The sequence below is a fragment of the Cryobacterium sp. TMN-39-2 genome (genome assembly GCF_004402745.1).
Lineage (GTDB): Bacteria > Actinomycetota > Actinomycetes > Actinomycetales > Microbacteriaceae > Cryobacterium > Cryobacterium zongtaii.
Map to the genome: position 1 here is coordinate 1 of NZ_SOFX01000012.1, position 21,458 is coordinate 21,458.

Sequence of the window (21,458 nt, forward strand, 5' to 3'; positions counted from 1 at the left end):
ATCTCTTTCGCGGTATCCCCTAGAAAGGGACCCTACGACCGAGGTTTTTGGCATTTGACATTGTGCACGCTGTTGAGTTCTCAAGGATCGGACGCACCCAGCCGCCGGCCAATTGACCTTTGCACTGAGGCACTTCGATGTTGTTCTGTTTCCGTCAAGTCCGGCAGTTCGAATGAATTCGCTGCCAACACTTGGAAGTGGTCCCGCTTGAGGCCGGGAAGCTCTTCGGCTTTCCGCACCTGTGGGGTGACAAGAGATGACATTACGCGGGTTCCAAATGCCCCGCAATCCCGGGAGCATCCCGGGCGTGTCGCAGATAGACACCCGCCCGCAATGCGGCCGTAACCTGCCGGTCACACAGCGGGCTGGCGGGGTCTATTCGACGAAAACGCCGGCGAGGGTCTTCTTGCCACGACGGAGCACGGCCACTCCCCCGGGCAGGACCGATCCCTCAACGGTGGCCGTCTCATCGGTGACCTTCACGTTGTTCAGGTAAACGCCGCCCTGGCCGATCGCGCGGCGGGCTTCACCCAGGCTCTTGGTCAGTCCGGTGTCCACGAGTAGCTGCATTACCTGCGCCTGCGGGAACGTCGTGGTGTTCGGCAGCGCCCGAAGCGCCGACTCGAGGGTTTCGGCATCAAGATCGGCGAGCTCACCCTGACCGAAGAGGGCCTGCGTGGCCCGAATGGCCGCATCCGTCGCCGAGACACCGTGCACCAGGCTGGTCACCTCGTAGGCGAGGGTGCGCTGGGCTTCGCGCTTGAACGGCTCGGTGGCCACCAGCTCCTCGAGCGCATCGATCTGCACGCGAGTGAGGAACGTGAAGATCTTGAGCCGGGCGATGACGTCGGCGTCGTCGGTGTTCAGCCAGAACTGGTACATCGCGTACGGGCTCGTGAGAGTGGGATCCAGCCATACCGCGTTCCCCTCGCTCTTGCCGAACTTGGTTCCGTCGGTGTTCGTGATCAGCGGGGTGCCGATCGCGTGCACGCTCGTGCCCTCCGCGCGGTGGATGAGGTCGGTGCCGCTGGTGAGGTTGCCCCACTGGTCGCTGCCCCCGGTCTGCAGCACACAGCCGTGGCTGCGGTAGAGCTCGAGGAAGTCCATGCCCTGCAGCACCTGGTAGCTGAACTCGGTGTAGCTGATGCCCGCGTCGGAATTGAGCCGGGCGCTCACCGCATCCTTCTTGAGCATGGTGCCCACCCGGTAGTACTTGCCGATGTCGCGCAGGAAGTCGATCGCCGACAGCGGCGCCGTCCAGTCGAGGTTGTTCACCAGGGTGACGGCGTTGTCGCCCTCGGCGCTGAGGAAGCGGGTGACCTGAGCCTGCAGGTAGCCGACCCACTCGTTGACGACCTCCGGAGTGTTCAGCGTGCGCTCCGCCGTGGGGCGCGGGTCGCCGATGAGCCCGGTGGACCCGCCGACGAGCCCAAGCGGCCGGTGGCCGGCTAGCTGCAGCCGACGCATCAGCAGGAGTTGAACCAGGTTGCCGAGGTGCAGGCTGGCCGCGGTGGGGTCGAAGCCGCAGTAGTACGTGATCGGGTCTCCGGCGAGCAGGGCGCGCAGCGCCGACTCATCGGTGGAGACGTGGACCAGGCCACGCCAGGAGATTTCCTCCCAGACGTCGGCGAAGGTGGGATCGTTGGCTTGCTGAGCAAGGATGCTGGGGTCTGACACGAAGCCAGATTACCAGCGCAGGCGGCCGGGTTCTCGGGATTCAGCCTCCGACACGGGCCGGATATCAAGCCCTGAAGCTAAATACAGCTGGATTAATGCTTGAACCTTGATTAGGCTGTGATTAGGACGGAGGCTTAACCCATGTTTGTGATTACCGCCGATCAAATCGACAGCCGCCATGATCGTGATCGCGCCAGCGACATGATCGCCGAGCTGGTGCAGCGCCACGCCGAGGCTTTCACGCTGCCCCCCGACCAGACCTCCGGCGACGAGATCCAGCTCCTCGTCGCCACGGCCGCCGACGCGTTCGCTATTGTGCTCGATCTGCACCGCACCGGATTCTGGAGCGTCGGGGTGGGCGTCGGCCCGGTGCGTACCCCGCTGCCGGCCACCACCCGGCAGGCCACGGGTGACGCGTTCATCGCCGCCAGGGCCGCGGTGACCCGGGCCAAACGGGCCGAGGCCCGCTTCGCGCTGGACACCCCGCCCGCCGCGGGCCGGCCCGGAACTTCGACAGCCACGGAAGTGGAGGCACTCGTGACGATGCTGCTCCTGCTGCGCCAGCGTCGCAGCGGTGAGGGGTGGGAGGCGGTAGACCTGCTCGAGAACGGGCTCGCGCAGACCGACATCGCCCGCAGGCTCGGCATCTCCACGGCCGCGGTGAGCCAGCGGGTGAAAAGCGCGCAGTGGAAGGTGGAGCGCGCCGCGCACCCGGCACTGGTTAGGCTGCTAGACAATCTTGACAGTGGCACCCTCACCAGTGACACCCTCGACAACGACACCCACGACAGCGACACCAGTGAAATGGATGGCCTCCGCCGATGAATGCCCTGACTTCCCTCGACGTCGTGCAGTACCTGTACTGGGTGCTCCTGCTCCTGGTCACAATGGCCTCGTTGATCCTGGCCGTCCTCGCCTTCCGGCTGGGAAAGCAGCCGTTCGCGATCGCGTCGGCCGGGGCGTTGGGCGGGGCCCTGCTGCTCGCCGCCCTCCCCCTCGGCGAGGCGCCGGTGGTCTTCGGGGTGGTCATCGGCCTGGCCGCGCTTGCGCTGGCCGTGATCGGCGGCGGTCCGGCCGCCGTACTGGCCCTGCAGCTGGCCACGAAGAACTCGGTGGCGCCCGGCAGCCACGGCGGCATCCTCGTCGGCACCGCGTCCTCCCCCGCCGCCGACACGGCATCCGTCGGCGATGCGGTCCCGTCGACTGCGGTGCACGAGGTGCTGCGCGGCGGTCTCACCATCGGCATCCTGGAGCGTTTGGCCGTCGCCGGCGCGATCCTGGCCGGCTTTCCCGAGGCCCTCGCCGTTGTCGTCGCGATCAAGGGCGTCGGCCGTTTCACCGAGCTGGCATCCTCTGAGGCGCGCGAACGGTTCATCATCGGTACCTTCGCCAGCCTCATCTGGGCGTGCGCCTGCGCCATCCTTGTGAGCCTCGCGCAGTCCTGACGTCGGCTGCGGCCGCCCGCACACCTGAAAACAAGCCCGGCCCGCAGGATCATCCTGCGGGCCGGGCTTGTTGGTTGCGGGGTGCTTAGTCTTCGAGCACCGCGTCGAGGGTGATCTCCACGCCGGTGAGCGCCTTGCTGACCGGGCAGTTCTCCTTCGCGGCCTGCGCCGCGGCGAGGAAGGTCTCACTGTCGATGCCGGAAACCTCGCCGGAGACGGTGAGGTGGATGCCGGTGAGGCGAAAGCCACCGGCGGGGTCGGCACCGAGGGTGACATCCGCGGAGACGTCCAGGGCCTCGATGGTTCCGCCGCTGGCGGCCAGTTCGGCGGAAAGCTGCATGGAGTAGCAGGCGGAGTGGGCGGCGCCGAGCAGTTCCTCAGGGCTGGTGATCCCATTGGCGTCGTCAGCGGCGCGCCGGGGGAACGACACGTCGTGGGTGCCGAGCTGCGAGCTCGTCAGTTCGACCTGGCCTGCGCCGTCGTCGAGAGTTCCGGTCCAGGCTGTGCGGGCGGTACGTGTGGGCATTGATGCTTCCTTCTGTGTCGCTTTTCTGGGGATAGCCAGAGTAACTGGCCGGTAGGTATGAGAATCATTGGGGTGCGTGCGGATGCCGTCGGTACGCGGACACCGTCCGGTCCCCCGGAATCCAGAACCGCCAGGCGTACTCGGTGCCGCCGCCGGGGCCGCTCACTCCGGTCCGCGGGCCGGTCTGCACCGCCGGAGCCTCCTCGGCCAGGCTCAGCTCGAACGGTTCGGCGCCGAGGTCGGCACCGTCCTGGTGCAGCCCGATTCCCAACGCCTGGGTGAGGCGGGCCGGACCGCGCGCCAGGTCCCGCACAGCCACCGTCGGACCGCGACGGGCGCGAGCCGCCTCGTGGCCCGCCACGATCTCGCCGGCCCGCAGCAGCACCGCCGACGCCTCGCCCTCGGGAGAGCAGACGATGTTGGCGCACACGTGCATGCCGTAGCTGAAGTACGCGTACAGGTGACCCGGCGGCCCGAACATGGTGGTGTTTCGATCGGTGCGCCGACGGAAGGCGTGCGAGCCGGGGTCCGTTCCGGCCAGGTACGCCTCCACCTCGGTGATGCGCAGCACGGTGTCGCCGTGCCGGAGCAGGCCGCCCAGCAGCAGCGGAGCCACGTCGACCGCGCCCCGGGCGAACAGGTCAGGGTCGACGGTCATCCGCAGCGTTTTCGTCGGGGCGTGCCGGTGCTCAGCGGTACGCTCAGCGAGCCAACGCCGTGGCCAGGGAATGCACCCGGGCCACCAGGGCGGCGCGCTGCTCGGCGACCCGCACGGGCGCGGTGCCGGCCTGGCCGTCACGGCGGTTGACCGAGCCCTGGATGGTGAGCACCTCGCGCACCTCGGGAACGAGGTGCGGCGAGATCTCCGCGAGTCCGGCGTCGTCGATCTCATGCAGGTCGAGGCCCTGGGCCTCGGCGACCTTCACCAGGGTGCCGGTGATCTCGTGCGCGTCCCGGAAGCTGACGTGCCGTTTCACCAGCCACTCCGCAACATCCGTGGCCAGCGAGAAGCCCTGCGGCGCCAACTCGGCCATGCGCTCGGTGTGGAAGGTAATCGTGGCGATCATGCCCGTGAACGCGGGCAGCAGCACCTCGAGGGTTTCGATGGAATCGAAAACCGGCTCCTTGTCCTCCTGCAGGTCGCGGTTGTACGCCAGCGGCAGGCCCTTGAGAGTGGTGAGCAGCCCGGTGAGGTTGCCGATCAGCCGACCGGACTTGCCGCGCGCGAGCTCGGCGATGTCGGGGTTCTTCTTCTGCGGCATGATCGACGACCCCGTGGAGTACGAGTCGTGCAGCGTGACGAAACCGAACTCGCGGGTGTTCCAGAGGATGATCTCCTCGGCCAGGCGGGACAGGTCGATGCCGATCTGCGCCGTGATGTAGGCGAATTCGGCCACCAGGTCGCGGCTGGCGGTGCCGTCGATGGAGTTCTCCACGACGGCGCCGAACCCGAGTTCGGTGGCGATGAGGGTCGCGTCGAGGCCGAGGGTGTTGCCGGCCAGCGCGCCGGAGCCGTACGGGGAGAAATTCGCCCGCTTGTTCCAGTCGGTGAACCGTTCGAGGTCGCGCACCAGCGGCCAGCAGTGCGCGAAGAGGTGGTGGGCCAGCAGCACCGGTTGCGCGTGCTGCAGGTGCGTGCGGCCGGGCATGATGGCGGTCTCGTTCGCCTCGGCCTGCGCGGCGAGGGCGTCGATGAGGTCAACGACGAGCCGGGCGATGACGGCGGCGTGGTCGCGCAGCAGCATCCGCACCAGGGTGGCGACCTGGTCGTTGCGGCTGCGGCCGGCGCGCAGCTTGCCGCCGAGTTCGGTGCCGACGATGTCGATCAGCCCGCGCTCCAGCGCCGAGTGCACGTCTTCGTCGGTCGCGGCCGGCTGGAACCGGCCATCGTTGACGGCCTCATCGAGGGTGTCCAGGCCGGCGAGCATGCCGGCCAGTTCGTCCTCGGTGAGGTAGCCGGCAGCGGCCAGGGCACGCGCGTGGGCGCGCGACCCGCGGATGTCGTACCCGGCCAGCTGCCAGTCGAAATGGGTGGATTTGCTGAGGCGCGCCAACTCCGGCGACGGTCCGCCGGCGAAGCGGCCGCCCCAGAGGGCGCCCGCCTCACCCGCACGGTTGATGCTCGTGTCGCCGGTCATGCCGGGACCTACTTCGCGGCCTGGTCGCGGCGGGCCGCGATCTTGCTCGGCAGGCTCCACAGCTCGATGAAGCCCTTGGCCATCGACTGGTCGAACGAGTCGCCGGTGTCGTAGGTGGCCAGGTCGAAATCGTACAGGCTCTGCTTGCTCTGACGCCCGGTGACGACGGCGGTGCCGGCGTGCAGCGTCATCCGGATGTCGCCGGAGACGTACTTCTGGGTGTCGTCGATGAAGGCGTCCAGCGACTTCTTCAGGCCGGAGAACCAGAGGCCGTCGTAGACGAGCTCGCTCCACTTGGCTTCGACGCCGCGCTTGTAGCGGGCGACGTCGCGCTCGACGGTGACGTTCTCGAGCTCTTCGTGCGCCGTGATCAGGGCGATTCCGGCCGGGGACTCGTAGACCTCGCGGCTCTTGATGCCCACGAGACGGTCTTCGACGATGTCGATGCGGCCGACACCCTGGTCCCCGGCGAGCTTGTTCAGCAGCACCACGGCCTCGAGCGGGGTGACCGGCTTGCCGTCAACGGCAACGGGAACACCCTGGTCGAAGGTGATGATGACCTCGGTGGCCTCGCGCGGGATGGACGGGTCCTGCGTGTAGGTGTAGAGGTCCTCGATCGGCGCGTTCCACGGGTCCTCCAGGAAGCCGGTCTCGACGGCGCGACCCCAGACGTTCTGGTCGATGGAGTACGGGCTCTTCTTCGACTGCGCGATCGGCAGGTTGTGCAGCGCGGCGTACTCGATGGCTTTGTCGCGGGTCAGCGCGAAGTCGCGCACCGGAGCGAGCGAGGTGAGCTCGGGGGCCAGGGCGGTGACGGCGGCTTCGAAGCGCACCTGGTCGTTGCCCTTGCCGGTGCAGCCGTGCGCGACACTGTCGGCGCCGAGGGCGCGGGCGGTGGCGGCGAGGTGCTTGGCGATCAGCGGGCGGCTGATCGCGGAGACCAGCGGGTACCGCTTCTGGTACAGCGCATTGGCCTTAAGCGCCGGGACGATGTAGTCGTTAGCGAATTCGTCCTTGGCATCGACGACGATCGACTCCACGGCGCCGCAGTCGAGGGCGCGCTGTCGGATGACATCCATGTCCTCGCCCTCTTGTCCGACGTCGACAGCCAGTGCGACGACCTCTTTGCCGGTGGCGTCCTTCAGCCAGCCGATGCCCACCGAGGTGTCAAGGCCCCCGGAATATGCCAGTACAACCCGCTCAGCCATGGTTCTCCTTCATAAGTTTTGCGTGATTCAAGTTTATTGGTGGTGCGTGCGAGCAGGCGGTTAGCGCGCGTTGTGCGCGAGCAGCCAGACGAGCAGCGCCTTCTGGGCGTGCAGGCGGTTTTCCGCCTCGTCCCAGATGATGCTCTGAGGACCGTCGATGACGTCGGCCGTGACTTCGTAACCACGGTCGGCCGGCAGGCAGTGCATGAAGTGCGCGTCGGGTTTGGCCAGGGCCATCAGGTCGGCGTCGACGCGGTAGCTGCCGAGGGAGCCGAGCCGGATGGCCTTTTCCTCTTCCTTGCCCATCGACACCCAGGTGTCGGTGATGACGACATCAACGCCGGCAACGGCCGCGGCCGGGTCGGTGAACAGGGCCACGGAACCGCCGGTCTGGGCGGCGATGGCCTCCGCGTCGGCGACGACCTGCGGGTGGGGGGTGTACCCGGCCGGCGAGGCGATGCGCACGTGCATGCCGGCGGTCGCCCCGGCGAGCAGGTAGGACTGCGCCATGTTGCAAGCGCCGTCGCCGAGGAAGGTCAGGGTCTGACCGGCGAGGTCGCCGCGGTGCTCCCGGATGGTGAGCAGGTCCGCGAGCAACTGGCAGGGGTGGAAGTCGTCGGAGAGCGCATTGACCACGGGCACCGTGGTGTTCAGGGCCATCTCTTCAAGGCCGGCCTGGCCGTAGGTGCGCCACACGATCGCGGCGACCTGACGCTCGAGCACCCGGGCGGTGTCAGCGGCGGTTTCCTTGCCGCCGAGCTGGCTGCTCGCGGTGCTGATGATCAACGGGCTGCCGCCGAGGTCGGCGATGCCGACGGCGAACGAGACCCGGGTGCGGGTGGAGGACTTGTCGAAGATCACGGCGACAGTTTTCGGTCCGGCCAGCGGCTGGACCGAGAATCGGTCTCGCTTCAGTTCCAGGGCCAGATCGAGGATCTCGGCCTGTTCGGCCGGAGAAATGTCGTCGTCGCGCAAGAAATGGCGGGTCACGGGGTCACTTTCGCTGAATTCTGAGGTGTAATGCGGGATTCCTCCACCTTATCTCGTGGCGGGTTACCTAGTGGCGGGCACGAGACCCGAACTGGTCACACGGGCCAGGGCCGCCTGAAAACGCTCGTCGAAGTCGGCCAGCTCGGCATCACCGACGATCAGTGGCGGTGCGATCCGGATGCTGAATTCGTTCGCGGCGTTCACGATCAGGCCTTCAACCAGCGCGGCGGCGGCCAGCTTGAGGGCCACCGGTTCGCTCAGGCCGATGCCCAGCAGCAGCCCGCGGCCACGCACTTCACTGATCAGGGGCGAATCCATGCCGATGAGGAGCTCACGGATCTCCTCGCCGCGACGGGCGGCGTTGCCGACGAGGTCGTCGCGTTCGATGACGCCCAGCACCGCATTGGAGGTGGCCGTGACGAACGGGTTGCCGCCGAAGGTAGAGCCGTGCTGGCCGCGGAGGAACAGGTCGCTGGTGTCGCCGAAGGTGACGAGCGCTCCGATCGGCACTCCCCCACCGATGCCCTTGGCGACCGTGACGGCATCCGGCAGCACGTTGGAGTGTTCGTAGGCGAACCACTTGCCCGTGCGGCCGGCGCCGGTCTGCACCTCGTCGATGATGAGCAGCACGCCGTGCTGGGTGCAGAGCTCGCGGGCACGGTGCAGGTAGCCCTCCGGCAGGTCGATGACGCCGGCCTCACCCTTGACGGGTTCGAGGAACAGTGCGGCGACGGTGTCGTCCAGTTCACGCTCGAGGGCGGCGATGCTGGTCTCGATGTGCTGCACGCCACCGGGAACGGGTTCGAACGGGGCGCGCATCAGCGGCTTGCCGGTGAGGGCGAGCGCGCCCATGGTGCGGCCGTGGAACGAGTCGTTCAGCGCGAGGATCCGGCTGCGGCGACCGCCGGCGGTGTTCAGCCGGGCGAGCTTGAACGCGGCCTCGTTGGCCTCGGCTCCGGAATTGCAGAAATAGACCCGGCCGGCGTCGCCCGCTCCGGTGAGGCGTTTGAGCCGCTCGGCCAGCTCGATCTGCGACGGCGAGGCGAAGTAGTTGGAGATGTGCGCGAGGGTGCCGATCTGCTGCTGGGCGGCGGCGACCATGTCGGGGTGGGCGTGGCCGAGGGAGTTGACGGCGATGCCGGCCAGGAAGTCGAGGTATTTGGTGCCGTTCTCGTCCCAGACGTAGCAGCCCTCACCGCGCACCAGCACGGCCAGCGGGGGCGACAGGGTTTTCATCATTGCGTCTGCGTAGCGTTCGTGCAGGGTCATGCGGGAACCACCTCAGTACCGATACCGCTTCCGGTGAAGATTTCGACCAGGATCGAGTGCGGCACTCGACCATCGATGATCGCCGCTTTGGCGACGCCGCCCTCTACGGCGTCCAGGCAGGCTGTCATCTTGGGGATCATTCCCGATTCGAGATCGGGAAGCAGGGTGCGGAGCGCATCGACGTCGATGACCGATACGAGAGAGTCGCGGTTGGGCCAGTCGCTGTACAGGCCGGCAACGTCGGTGAGGATCACGAGCTTGGCGGCGTTCAAAGACACGGCGAGGGCAGCGGCGGCGGCATCCGCGTTGACGTTGAGCGACTGGCCCGGCACCTCAACGTCCGGCGCGATCGACGAGACCACCGGGATCCGGCCGGCGCTCAGCTGCGCGTGCACGGCCTCCGGATCGACGCCGATCACGTCACCGACCAGGCCGAGGTCCACCTCTTCGCCGTCGATGACGACACCGCGGCGGCGTCCGCGGAACAGGCCGGCGTCTTCGCCGCTGAGGCCGGCGGCGAGGGGGCCGTGCGCGTTGATGTGGCTGACCAGGTCGCGGTTGATCTGTCCGGTGAGCACCATCCGCACCACGTCCATGGCCTCGGGGGTGGTGACCCTGTAGCCACCGCGGAATTCACTCTCGATACCGAGGCGGGCGAGCATCGCGGAGATCTGCGGGCCGCCGCCGTGCACCACGACGGGGCGGATGCCCGCGTAGCGCAGGTACACCATGTCCTCGGCAAACGCGCGCTGCAATTCCTCGCTGACCATGGCGTTGCCGCCGAACTTGACGACGATGATCTGGTCGTGGAACTTCTTCAGCCAGGGCAGAGCCTCGATCAGCGTGGCGGCCTTGACCTTCGCCTCCGCGGGGGTGTTGTCGACGTCGTCGAGGGTGGGAACCTGCGGCGGTGCGGCGGGAGTGGCGGTGCTCATCGGCTCGGTGCTCATCAGCTGGAGTACGCGCTGTTCTCTTCGACGTAGTCGTGGGTGAGGTCGTTGGTCCAGATCGTGGCGCCCGCGGTGCCGGCGTGCAGGTCGATGACCACCGAAACGGCGCGCGGAGTGAGGTCGACCAGCTCGCGCGGCTGGTCCGGCTCGCCCGCCGTGCAGACCTGGATGCCGTTGATGGCCACATCGATGCCATACGGGTCGAATGCCGCGTCGGCCTCGGGGATGGTGCCCACCGCGGCGAGCACCCGGCCCCAGTTGGGGTCGTTGCCGTAGATCGCGGCCTTGAACAGATTGCTGCGCGACACGGCGCGGGCCACCGTGACGGCCTCGGTTTCGGACGCGGCGTTACGCACCGAGATGGCCACATCGTGCGAGGCGCCCTCGGCGTCGCCCTGAAGCTGCAGGGTCAGGTCGCGGCACAGGTTGGTGAGCGCGGTGGTGAATTCTTCGGGGTCCGCGTCGACGCCGCTGGCGCCGGAGGCCAGCAGGCTGACGGTGTCGTTGGTGGACATGCAGCCGTCGGAGTCGAGCCTGTCGAAGGTGACTCTGGTGGCTTCCCGCAACGCGGCATCCAGCTGTGCGGACGACAGGACGGCGTCGGTGGTGATCACCACGAGCATGGTGGCCAGGCCGGGGGCGAGCATCCCGGCGCCCTTGGCCATCCCGCCGATGGTCCAGCCGGCCGGGGACACCTGGGTGGCCTGCTTGGGCCGGGTGTCGGTGGTCATGATCGCCTGCGCGGCGGCGAGGCCGGCGGCGGCAGAGGATGCGGCGGCGTCCTTGAGTGCCACGCCGGCGTCGAAGACGCCCGCGGTGATCTTGCCGAGGTCGAGCTGCTCCCCGATCAGGCCGGTGGAACAGACCAGTACGTCGCCGGAGGAGACCTGGAGCTGTTCGGCGACGGCCTCGGCCGTGGCGTGGGTGGTCTGGAAGCCGATGCTGCCGGTGTAGCAGTTGGCGCCGCCGGAGTTCAAGACGATGGCGCTGACGCGGCTGTCGCTCATCACCTGCTGGCTCCAGATGATCGGGTTGGCCTTGCACCGGTTGCTGGTGAACACCGTCGCGGCGTTGGCGAGCGGGCCGAGGTTGGCGACGATGGCCAGGTCGAGGCCACCGGACTTCTTGAGGCCGGCAGTGACGCCGGCGGCGGCGAATCCGGCGGGGGCGGTGACGCTCACGGGGCAACTCCATTCGTGCTGAGACCCCGGGTTTCGGGCAGCCCCAGGGCAATGTTGGCGGACTGGATGGCGGCGCCGGCGGTGCCCTTGACGAGGTTGTCGACGGCGGTGACCGTGACCACCCGGCCGGCGGCTTCGTCGATCGCGAGGCCGATGAGCGCGGTGTTGGCGCCGAGAACGTCGGCGGTACGCGGGAACTGGCCGGTCGGCAGGACGTGCACGAACGGTTCGTCGGCGTAGAGGGATTCCCAGGCGTGGCGCACGGCGGCGGCGCTGGTGCCGGGTACCAGTCGGGCCGTCGAGGTGGCGAGGATGCCGCGCGACATCGGCACGATCACCGGGGTGAACGACACGGTGGGCCCGGTCGCGCCGGCCCAACGCAGGCTCTGCTGGATCTCGGGGATGTGCCGGTGGCTGCCGCCGACGGCATAGGGGTTGGCGGAGCCGAGGATCTCGGCGGCGAGGTTGGGCACCTTGAGGCTCTTGCCGGCGCCGGAGGGGCCGACGGCGAGCACGGCGACGATGTCGGCCGGTTCGATCACGCCCGCGAGGATGCCGGGGGCCAGGGCGAGCGCGACCGTGCTGGCGTTGCAGCCGGGCGCGGCGATGCGGCGGGCGCCGATCAGCCGGTCACGTTGCCGGCCGCCGGCGACGGGCAGTTCGGGCACACCGTATGCCCAGGCGCCGAAGTAGTCGCCGCCGTAGAACGCGGACCAGTCGGCCTCACTCTCGAGGCGGTGGTCCGCGCCGCAGTCCACCACGAGGGTGTCGGCACTCAGTTGGGCGGTCAGTGCCCCGGATGCGCCGTGCGGGAGGGCGAGGAAGACGACGTCGTGGCCGGCCAGGGTGGTCGCATCCGTGTCGGCCAGCACGAGGTGGGACAGTGAGCGCAGGTGCGGTTGCACGTCGACCAGGCGCTGGCCGGAGTTGCTGTGCGCGGTGACCGTGCGCACCTCGAAATCGGGGTGAGCGGCCAGCAAACGCAGCAGCTCACCGCCCGCATACCCGCTGGCGCCCGCAACCGCTACCGAAAAGACCATGGACCAAACCTACCCGGACGCCAGCACAGCCCGACAATCGCGCATTGCCCGATGAAGCCGTCGCGGCACGCGCAAGTCCCCGCGGCACGCGGTCGCCCCCAAGGCACGCGGTAGCCCCCACGGCACGCGGTAGCCCCCACGGCACGCGTCGGTGCCGGCGGCACGCGCCAGGCCCCGCGGCACCCGCAACAACACGTGCCGCCGCGCCCAAGACATGCCACGACTCTCAACACGTGCCGCGACCCTGACCGACCGCGCTAACCTCCCGCGGCGCGCTAACCTCCCGCGGCACGCGTAAGCTCCGGCGGCACGCGCCAGTCCCCGCGGCACCCGCAACAACACGTGCCGCCGCGCCCAAGACATGCCACGACTCTCAACACGTGCCGCGACCCTGACCGACCGCGCAAGCTCCCGCGGCGCGCTAACCTCCCGCGGCGCGCTAACCTCCCGCGGCACGCGTAAGCTCCGGCGGCACGCGCCAGGCCCCACGGCACCCGCAACAACACGTGCCGCCGCGCCCAAGACTTGCCACGATGGTCAACACGTGCCGCGACCCTGCCCGGCCAGGTCAACCCGGTTGGGCGACAGGAGGCCGGGGCAGGGCCGCGTCGAATCTACTCGCGTAGGTGCGCTCCGTAGCGGGCGGCGGCGAGCTGCACGCCGGCCAGCTTCGCGTCGCTGGCCTCTGCGGCGGTGAGGGTGCGGTCCGGCGCCCGGAACCGCAGCGCGAACGTGAGCGACTTCTGCCCGGCCTCGATGCCCGTTCCGCGGTAGTCGTCGACCAGCTCGATGCTTTCCAGCAACGTGCCGCTGCCCTCGCGCACGGCCGTGAGCACGTCGCTGGCCGGAACCTGCACACCCACCACGAGCGAGAGGTCCTGGGTGGCGGCGGGCTTGGTGCCGATCACGGTGGCCTGCAGCTCCCCGGTGACCTGGGCGAAGACCGCGGACAGGTTCAGCTCGACGACCGCGACCACGGCGGGCAGGTCGGCGCCGCGGGCCACGGCGGGCAGCAGTTCGCCTGCGAAGCCCACCGACAGCTCGCCGGCATCCGTGCCCACGAACAGCTCGGCGGTGCGGCCGGGGTGCATCGCCTTGTGGGCGCCCTGGCGCACGAGGATCGGCAGGCCGACGGCGAGGCCGATCTGCGCGACGGCGGTGAGGGCGTCCTGCCAGGATGCCGCGATGGGTGCCTGGCCGGGCTGGTGGCGCACGGTGTTGCCGAGCAGCACGATGCCGGCGGTGAACGGCTGCGGCGGGATGCCGGCGTTCAGTTTCGCCTCGAGTTCGGCGCTGGGACGCACCGCGGCCGGCGGCACGACGGCGCTGCCGTAGCTGACGCCCTCGACCGGGCGGAAGACCGAGCCGAGCTCGAAGATCGCCAGGTCGGTCGAGCCGCGGGACAGGTTGCGGTGTGCGATCTGCAGCAGGCCGGGCAGCATCGAGGTGCGCATGAACGGGGCCTCGCCGTCGAGCGGGTTGGCGACCTTGATCTGCGGAACCGTGCTGCTGGCGGGGTCGCCGAACAGGTTGTTCGCCTTCTCGGCGACGAACGGGTAGGCCAGCACCTCGGTGTGGCCGGTGGCGGCGAGCACCGTGGCGACCGAGCGCTTGAGCTGCTGGGTGCGGGTGAGGCCGCGGCCGGGCGGGGCGATGGGCAGCACAGACGGGATGCGGTCGTATCCGACGATGCGGGCGACCTCCTCGGCGAGGGTCCACTTGTCGGTGAGGTCCGGACGCCAACTCGGCGCGGTCACGGCCAGACCGGTCGCGGTCTCGGTCATCGAGGCGCCGATCTCGGCCAGCGAGGTGCGCACCTCCTCGCGGGTGTACTCCAAGCCGATCAGGCCGGAGACGAAGCCGGTGGGCAGGTCGATCGGGGCACGCTCCGGGGTGGCGTCGTGCAGCGAGCCGAGTCCGTCGGCCACTCCCCCGGCGAGCTCCTCGAGCAGCTGCACCACGCGGGCGGCGGCCACTGCGGCGACCTCGGGGTCGACCCCACGTTCGACCCGGCGGGACGCTTCGCTGGGCAACTTGTGCCGGCGGGCGGTGCGCGCGATCGACACCGGGTCGAAGTTCGCGGCCTCGATGAGCACATTGGTGGTGCCGTCGCCGATCTCGGTGGTCGCTCCGCCCATCACGCCGGCCAGGCCGATGGGGCCGGAACCGTCGGTGATCAGCAGGTCTTCGGGGTTGAGGGTGCGGGTGACGTCGTCGAGGGTGACGAGCTTCTCGCCGGGCTGCGCGCGACGCACGACGAGCCCGCCGGTGAGCTTGTCGAGGTCGTAGCCGTGGATCGGCTGGCCGAGTTCGATCATCACGTAGTTGGTGATGTCCACGATCAGCGAGATCGAGCGGATGCCGGCCAGCTTGAGCCGGGCGATTAGCCAGGCCGGCGACGGCCGGGTGGGGTCGACGCCGCGCACGACGCGGGTGACGAAGACGCTCGCGCCGATGCGGTCGCGGATCGGGGCGGTGTCCTCGATCGAGACCGGGAAGACCTCGGTGGACGCTGTCGCGGTGACGGCCAGGGCCGGGTCGCGGAAGGTCGCTCCGGTGGCGTGCGAGTACTCGCGAGCCACTCCGCGGATCGAGAAGGCGTAGCCGCGGTCGGGGGTGACGTTGATCTCCACGGCGGAGTCGTCCAGGCCCAGCAGGCTGATCGCATCCGTGCCTACCTCGGGGTCGAGCCCGAGGTCGCCGAGCACCAGGATGCCGGCGTGCTCGTCGCCCAGGCCGAGCTCACGGGCCGACGCGATCATGCCGTCGGAGACGTGGCCGTAGGTCTTGCGCGGCGCGATCGGGAACGGGCCGGGCAGCACGGCGCCGGGCAGGGTCACGACGACCTTGTCGCCGACGACGAAGTTGTGCGCGCCACAGACGATGCCGTGAATGGCGGGGCCGCCGTCGGCGGCGAGTTCGCCGTCCGCGGCGACGCGCACCTGGCACCAGTTGATGGTCTTGCCGTTGGTCTGCACCTCACCGACGAACTCGAGAACCTGGCCGACCACGATGGGTCCGGTCAGTTCGAAGCGGTGGATGTCTTCTTCTTCCAGGCCCACGCTCACCAGGGCGGCGTGCACGGCTTCGGGGGTGGTGCCGGGTTCGAGGTCGACGAATTCGCCGAGCCAGCTCAGGGGAACGCGCATCAGACGGCCATCCCATACTGCTGGCTGAACCGAACGTCGCCTTCGACCATGTCGTGCATATCCTTCACATCGTTGCGGAACATCAGTGCTCGTTCGACGCCGACGCCGAACGCGAATCCGGAGTAGACCTCGGGGTCCAGGCCCGCGGAGCGCAGCACATTGGCGTTGACCATGCCGCAGCCGCCCCACTCGATCCAGCGGGCACCGTCCTTGAAGGTGGGGTGCCAGAGGTCGAGCTCGGCGCTCGGCTCGGTGAACGGGAAGTAGTTGGGGCGCAGGCGCACCTTGGCTTCGTCGCCGAACAGGGCCTTGACGAAGTGGTCGAGGGTGCCGCGCAGGTGCGCCATGGTGAGGCCCTTGTCCACGGCGATGCCCTCGATCTGGTGGAACACCGGAGTGTGGGTCGCGTCGAGCTCGTCGGTGCGGTAGACCCGGCCGGGCGCGATGCGGTACACGGGCGGCTCGGTGCCGAGCAGCGCGCGCAGCTGCACGGGCGAGGTGTGGGTGCGCAGCACCAGGTGCGCCTCGGGCGGGTCGATGAAGAAGGTGTCCTGCATGGCGCGGGCCGGGTGGTCCTCGTCGAAGTTGAGCGCGTCGAAGTTGAACCACTCGCTCTCGAGCTCTGGTCCTTCGGCGACCTCCCAGCCCATGCCCACGAACACGTCAGAGACGCGTTCCTGCAGCAGGGTGAGCGGATGGCGCGCGCCGGCCCGCCAAGTGGAGGCGGCGGCGGTGACGTCCACGGCTTCAGCGGCGAGCTGGGCGGTGGCCTCGGCTTCGACGATGGCGGCTTCGCGGGCGCCCAGCGCTTGGTTCACCCGGGCGCGGGCCTGGCCGACGAGCTTCCCGGCGGCGGCCTTCTGGTCGCCGGGCACGCTGCGCATGAGGGCGTTCAGCGCGGCCAGCGGCGAGGCCTCGCCGACGTGCGCCGAGCGCACGGCCTTGAGGGCGACGGAGTCGGTCGCGGCGTCGATGGCCGCGAGGGCGGCGTCGACGGCCGCGGTGACAACGGGTTCGGAAATTTCAGTGGGGGCAGACACGAGACCCAAGTTTAGTGCCCGGCCGCGGGTGGGCTGCGGCCGGGCACAACGTGGTCGGGTCAGCGGCCGGAGTCTCCGCCGTCGGCACCGGCACCTACACCGGCACCCGCACTCAGTGAGCTATCGGGAATCGGCTCCGGCGCCATGGGGCCGATCAGTTTGCCTGACTTGGGGCCTGAACGCCGGGCGATGAACCGCGCGAACCACGACAGGGACAGGTTCATGGCCAGGTAGATCACGAGGACTACGAGGAAGAAGGAGAAGAAGTACCGGTTACCGAAGTAGTCCGGCAGGTTGCGCGCGCCGACGCGCAACAGTTCGCTGTAGCCGACGACGAAGGCCAGCGAGGTGTCCTTGAGCAGCACCACGAGCTGCGCGATGATGATCGGCAGCATCTGACGGAACGCCTGCGGGAACTCGATGCGGAACCGGGTCGACAACGGGGTCAGGCCGATGGCGAGGCCGGCTTCGCGTTGACCGCGCGGCAGCGACTGGATGCCCGCTCGGAGCGCCTCACCGATGATTGCGCCGTTGTACAGGCCGAGGGCTGCGACACCGGCCCAGTATTGACCGCTGGAAAAGACCAGCAGGATGAAGAGCATCATCAGCAGGACGGGCATCCCGCGGACGAACTCGAGGATGATCGCAGCCGGGATCGCGATGGCCTTGTGGTCGGCCGCGCGGGCGAAGGAGAACACGACGCCAAGCACCAGTGCGATCACGGCGGCGACGCCGGCCATCCGTAACGTGGCGAGCACGCCCTCGCCGATCGATCGCCACACCTGGACGTCGGTGAAGACGTCCCATCGGGTCGGGTCCCAGAGACCGGGCTGCACGGCGCCGTTGGCGTTGGGCTTGGGGGCGCCGAGGGCGAGCACCAGCAGGGCCAGGCCCGCGAGGATGATCACGATACCGACAACGGAAATGACTCTGGAACGGGCGCGGGCCCTGGGCCCCGGAGCGTCGTACAGGACCGAGGTCATCGCAGCACCGCAACTTTCTTTTCCACCCGGGCGGCGATCTGCCCGAGCGTGATCGTGATGATCAGGTAGAAGAACGCCACGGCGAGCAGGATCGCGATGACGGCGTCGCCGCGGTCGTTCACGACCCGGCGGGCTGCCCCGAAGAGCTCGAAGACGAAGAAGGCGCCGGCGACGGAGGTGTTCTTCGTGAGTGCGATGAGAACGTTGATCAGAGGCGGGATCACCATGCGGATGGCCTGGGGCATGATCACGTACGACAACGACTGTCCGAAGGTGAGGCCGACGCTGCGTGCCGCCTCGGCCTGGCCGACCGGGACCCCGTTAATGCCGGAGCGCAGCGCCTCGGCGATGAACGGCGAGGTATAGACCGTCAGCCCGATCACGGCGAGGGGGAAGTAGCCCGGCGAGAATTGCAGGTACGGCAGCATGAAGGCGCAGAAGAACAGCACGAGGGTGAGCGGGGTATTCCGCACGATTTCGGTGTAGACGGTTGCAAATCCGCGGAACGATGCGATGGGCGAGATTCGCAGGGCGGCGACGATGGTTCCGAGCACGAGCGCGCCGATGCCGGAGAGAATCAGCAACCCGAGCGTGTTCCGGAAGCCTTCCAGAAAGAGCGGCAGGTTTTCGATGACTGCGTCCATGACTCACCTCCTCTTCTGTGTTGGTCTTCAGTTGGGTCTGGGTGTTTCAAAAGCGGAAAAACTGCCGATCGGGGTGGCCGGTGCGGCCACCCCGATCGGTCGGTGCGGTGGTGCTAGTAGCGGTCGACCGCCGGCGGCTCAGGCGTTTCGAGCACGGAGCCCGCGGTGGCCTCCCAGGCCTCGGCCCAGGTGCCGTCCTCGTAGGCTTCTTCAAGAACGTCGTTGATGAAGTTGCGGAACTCGGTGTCGTCCTTGGCCAGGCCGATGCCGTAGGGCTCCGCGGTGAACGGGTTGCCGACAACCTCGAACTCACCGGCGTTCTGGTCGGCGAGGCCGGCCAGGATCACGTTGTCGGTGGTGACTGCGTCGACCTCGCCGCTGCGCAGCGGGCCGAGGCAGTTGGAGTAGGTGTCGGTCGCGATGACGTTGGTCGTGTACGCGGCGATGTTCTTCTCCGACGTCGAACCGCTCACGGTGCAAACCTTCTTGTCAGCGAGGTCCTCCGGTCCGGCGATGTCAGCTTCGTTACCCGCGAGAACGAGGAGATCCTGTCCAGCCTCGTAGTACGGGCCGGCGAAGGAGACAACTTCCTTGCGCGCGTCGTTGATCGTGTAGGTGGCGACGACCAGGTCGACGTCACCGTTCTGGATGAACGGCTCGCGGTTAGCGGACACGGTCTCGGTCCAGGTGATGCCCGACGCCTCAATGCCGAGCTTCGATGCGATGAGCTTGCCGATTTCGACGTCGAAGCCGACCGGGTCCCCATCCGGGCCCTTGAGGCCGAAGAGCGGCTGGTCGAACTTGGTACCGATGGTGATCTCGCCGGCCTCGTTCAGCGCCGCCATGGTGGTGCCCTCATCGAAGGTCACCTCTTCCACGGGTGCCGCGGACGGCGTGCTTGCGCCCGAATCGGTGCAGCCGCTCAGCGCGAACGCTCCGGCCAGAGCGATGGCTGAGATCATTAGACCCTTGTTGCGTCTCATGGTTTCCTCCTGTGTGCTGTGTGTCTCGCCGACAGATTAGTGGGCAAGTATTTTGGAGAGGAAGTCCTTCGCTCTCGTGCTCTGGGGGTTGGTGAAGAATTTCTCCGGGGTGGTTTCCTCGACGATGTCACCCTCGGCCATGAAGATGACCCGATCGGCGGCCTTCCGGGCGAAGCCCATCTCGTGCGTGACGACGATCATGGTCATGCCCTCGTTGGCGAGGTTGACCATCACTTCGAGCACCTCATTGATCATCTCGGGGTCGAGCGCGCTGGTGGGCTCGTCGAGCAGGATCACCTTGGGGTCCATGGCCAGGGCCCGGGCGATGGCCACACGCTGCTGCTGGCCACCGGAAAGCTGGGATGGCATCTTCTTGGCCTGGTTGGCAACCCCGACGCGTTCGAGCAACGCCATGGCCTTCTTCTCGGCGTCCGCCTTGCTCATGCCGCGCACCTTGATGGGGCCGAGCGTCACGTTCTCGAGCACGGTCTTGTGCGCGAAGAGGTTGAACGCCTGGAATACCATGCCCACGTCGGCCCGGAGATGGGCGAGGGCCTTGCCCTCGGCGGGCAGTTCCATGCCGTCGATGGTGATCGAGCCGGAGTCAATGGTCTCGAGCCGGTTGATGGCCCGGCACAGGGTGGACTTGCCCGAGCCGCTGGGACCGATGACCACCACGACCTCGCCTCGGGTGACGGTGGCATTGATGTTCTTCAGAACGTGCAGTTCCCCGTAGTGCTTGTTGACGTCCGTCATGACGACCAGGGGTTCGCCCCGGCGCACGGTGATGTTGGACGTCGCCGGTGATGCGTCTGTTGGCTCCATACCCTCCAACTTAGGCCCGTGCTGCCAGACCGACCACCTTTACCGCAGCTTTAACCCGGTCGGTAACCCAAACGTAATAGACGCCCGACCGGGAAAGATGCTAAGGGCGGTGCGAGAACGCGCTTTCGTAGAGACACACCGAAGCGGCCGTCGCCAGGTTCATCGATTCCGCGTGACCGTAGATGGGAACGCTGATCGAACGGTCCGCCATGGCCAGGTCTTCCTCGGTGAGACCGCGGGCCTCATTGCCGAACAACCACGCGGTGGGCCCGGCAAGTAGGCCGCTATTGCGGGCCGCGAGCAGGTCGTCGCCCTTGATGTCGGCGGCGAGGATCTGCATGCCGGCGAACTTCGCCCGCTCACGCACATCGGTGAGAGTGACGCCAACGGCGACGGGCAGGTGGAAGATCGAACCGGTGGAGGAGCGCACCACCTTGGGGTTGTACAGGTCCACGCTGCGGCCGGTGAAGATCACGGCGTCGGCGCCCGCCGCATCCGCTGCCCGGATGATGGTGCCGGCGTTGCCGGGATCGCGCACCTCTTCGAGGATGGCGATGAGCTTGGGCTCGTTGGCGAAGATCTTCTTGATCGAGGTGGGGAACTGGTGGCACACCGCGATGAAGCCCTGCGGGGTGACGGTGTCGGCCATCGTCTCGAGCACCTGTTCGGTGACGAATTCCACGTCCACGCCGGCGGCGACCGCGGCATCGCCGATCTCGGTGTAGCGCTCGAGGGCCGTGGGAGTGGCGTACAACTCCACGACGAGTTCGGGGCGGAAGGTGAGGGCTTCGGAGACGGCCTGCGGACCCTCGAGGAGGAACAGTCCCGTCTCGGAGCGGGCGGCTCGGTTCGCAAGTTTCGCGACGGCACGCACGCGAGGAGATCGGGGGTTATCTAGCATGCACTCAGTTTAGGTGCCGGGCACCCCGGCCATCTAATGCGCCGCCGGGTACGCAAAACGGGAGCGACCATCAGTGATGGTCGCTCCCGTGAAACAAGCAGGTGTGACTACTTGGCAACCTTGGCTGCGGAGGTGTCAGCGGGCAGTGCTGCCTTGGCGCTCTCAACGATGGCCGCGAAGGTGGCGGGCTCGGTGACGGCGAGGTCGGCGAGGATGCGACGGTCAACCTGGATGCCGGCCAGGGCGAGGCCCTGGATGAGGCGGTTGTAGGTCAGGCCGTTCGCACGGGACGCAGCGTTGATGCGCTGGATCCACAGGCGACGGAAGTCACCCTTGCGTGCACGACGGTCACGGTAGCTGTAGACGAGGGAGTGAGTGACCTGCTCCTTGGCCTTGCGGTACAGGCGTGAACGCTGACCGCGGTAACCCTGGGCGCGCTCAAGGATTACGCGACGCTTCTTGTGGGCGTTTACGGCCCTCTTTACTCTTGCCATTTTCTAATTCCTTTA

20 protein-coding genes are annotated in these 21,458 nt (G+C 68.1%); 2 read left to right on the forward strand and 18 right to left on the reverse strand.

Annotation, left to right across the window (positions count from 1 at the left end):
• Positions 1-375 precede the first annotated feature (375 nt).
• Entirely contained in the window at positions 376-1,677 is a 1,302-nt protein-coding gene (gene tyrS, locus E3O57_RS04365) for a tyrosine--tRNA ligase (RefSeq protein ID WP_088455759.1), read from the reverse strand.
• Between the two features lie 141 nt (positions 1,678-1,818).
• Between tyrS and E3O57_RS04370 the strand changes: the two genes are divergently transcribed.
• A complete protein-coding gene (locus E3O57_RS04370; RefSeq protein WP_198416797.1) occupies positions 1,819-2,502 on the forward strand; it encodes a DNA-binding protein in 684 nt (227 codons plus the stop codon).
• Entirely contained in the window at positions 2,499-3,122 is a 624-nt protein-coding gene (locus tag E3O57_RS04375) for a hypothetical protein (protein WP_103480076.1), read from the forward strand. The genes E3O57_RS04370 and E3O57_RS04375 overlap by 4 nt, the downstream gene beginning before the upstream one ends.
• 85 nt (positions 3,123-3,207) lie before the next feature.
• Here the strand turns inward: E3O57_RS04375 and E3O57_RS04380 are convergent, their stop codons facing one another.
• The 17 genes from E3O57_RS04380 to rplT form a co-directional block, all read right to left on the reverse strand.
• A complete protein-coding gene (locus E3O57_RS04380) occupies positions 3,208-3,648 on the reverse strand; it encodes an OsmC family peroxiredoxin (protein ID WP_088455757.1) in 441 nt (146 codons plus the stop codon).
• 64 nt (positions 3,649-3,712) lie between these two features.
• Positions 3,713-4,306, reverse strand: coding sequence for a DNA-3-methyladenine glycosylase (locus tag E3O57_RS04385; protein ID WP_103480077.1), 594 nt, complete (start codon positions 4,304-4,306; stop codon positions 3,713-3,715).
• 43 nt (positions 4,307-4,349) lie between these two features.
• Positions 4,350-5,786 (reverse strand): argininosuccinate lyase, encoded by a 1,437-nt coding sequence (gene argH / locus E3O57_RS04390; protein WP_103480078.1) that lies wholly within the window; start codon positions 5,784-5,786, stop codon positions 4,350-4,352.
• Between the two features lie 8 nt (positions 5,787-5,794).
• Positions 5,795-6,994 (reverse strand): argininosuccinate synthase, encoded by a 1,200-nt coding sequence (locus E3O57_RS04395; RefSeq protein WP_088455754.1) that lies wholly within the window; start codon positions 6,992-6,994, stop codon positions 5,795-5,797.
• Between the two features lie 60 nt (positions 6,995-7,054).
• Complete coding sequence (gene argF / locus E3O57_RS04400; protein WP_103459411.1) at positions 7,055-7,984, reverse strand: ornithine carbamoyltransferase; 930 nt, start codon at positions 7,982-7,984, stop codon at positions 7,055-7,057.
• Positions 7,985-8,047: 63 nt separating this feature from the next.
• Entirely contained in the window at positions 8,048-9,253 is a 1,206-nt protein-coding gene (locus E3O57_RS04405; RefSeq protein WP_103480079.1) for an acetylornithine transaminase, read from the reverse strand.
• Positions 9,250-10,188, reverse strand: coding sequence for an acetylglutamate kinase (gene argB, locus E3O57_RS04410; protein ID WP_103459640.1), 939 nt, complete (start codon positions 10,186-10,188; stop codon positions 9,250-9,252). Before argB ends, E3O57_RS04405 begins: the two co-directional genes overlap by 4 nt.
• Before the next feature lie 14 nt (positions 10,189-10,202).
• Positions 10,203-11,384: a bifunctional glutamate N-acetyltransferase/amino-acid acetyltransferase ArgJ gene (argJ, locus tag E3O57_RS04415; RefSeq protein WP_103480080.1), complete on the reverse strand. Its 1,182-nt coding sequence runs from the start codon at positions 11,382-11,384 to the stop codon at positions 10,203-10,205.
• Complete coding sequence (gene argC / locus E3O57_RS04420) at positions 11,381-12,424, reverse strand: N-acetyl-gamma-glutamyl-phosphate reductase (protein WP_103459414.1); 1,044 nt, start codon at positions 12,422-12,424, stop codon at positions 11,381-11,383. The genes argJ and argC overlap by 4 nt, the downstream gene beginning before the upstream one ends.
• Before the next feature lie 614 nt (positions 12,425-13,038).
• Positions 13,039-15,573 (reverse strand): phenylalanine--tRNA ligase subunit beta, encoded by a 2,535-nt coding sequence (gene pheT / locus E3O57_RS04425; RefSeq protein ID WP_103480081.1) that lies wholly within the window; start codon positions 15,571-15,573, stop codon positions 13,039-13,041.
• Positions 15,573-16,613, reverse strand: a complete 1,041-nt coding sequence (gene pheS, locus E3O57_RS04430; RefSeq protein WP_088455748.1) for a phenylalanine--tRNA ligase subunit alpha — start codon at positions 16,611-16,613, stop codon at positions 15,573-15,575. Before pheS ends, pheT begins: the two co-directional genes overlap by 1 nt.
• Before the next feature lie 59 nt (positions 16,614-16,672).
• Positions 16,673-17,596, reverse strand: a complete 924-nt coding sequence (locus E3O57_RS04435; RefSeq protein WP_103480082.1) for an amino acid ABC transporter permease — start codon at positions 17,594-17,596, stop codon at positions 16,673-16,675.
• On the reverse strand, positions 17,593-18,240 hold the full coding sequence (locus tag E3O57_RS04440; RefSeq protein WP_088455746.1) for an amino acid ABC transporter permease: 648 nt from the start codon (positions 18,238-18,240) through the stop codon (positions 17,593-17,595). Before E3O57_RS04440 ends, E3O57_RS04435 begins: the two co-directional genes overlap by 4 nt.
• A 113-nt stretch (positions 18,241-18,353) precedes the next feature.
• Complete coding sequence (locus E3O57_RS04445) at positions 18,354-19,202, reverse strand: glutamate ABC transporter substrate-binding protein (RefSeq protein ID WP_241980196.1); 849 nt, start codon at positions 19,200-19,202, stop codon at positions 18,354-18,356.
• 57 nt (positions 19,203-19,259) lie between these two features.
• Positions 19,260-19,988, reverse strand: a complete 729-nt coding sequence (locus tag E3O57_RS04450; RefSeq protein ID WP_174776253.1) for an amino acid ABC transporter ATP-binding protein — start codon at positions 19,986-19,988, stop codon at positions 19,260-19,262.
• 160 nt (positions 19,989-20,148) lie between these two features.
• Positions 20,149-20,949 (reverse strand): RNA methyltransferase, encoded by an 801-nt coding sequence (locus E3O57_RS04455; protein ID WP_103480083.1) that lies wholly within the window; start codon positions 20,947-20,949, stop codon positions 20,149-20,151.
• A gap of 107 nt (positions 20,950-21,056) precedes the next feature.
• Entirely contained in the window at positions 21,057-21,443 is a 387-nt protein-coding gene (gene rplT, locus E3O57_RS04460; RefSeq protein ID WP_088455742.1) for a 50S ribosomal protein L20, read from the reverse strand.
• Between the last annotated feature and the right edge of the window lie 15 nt (positions 21,444-21,458).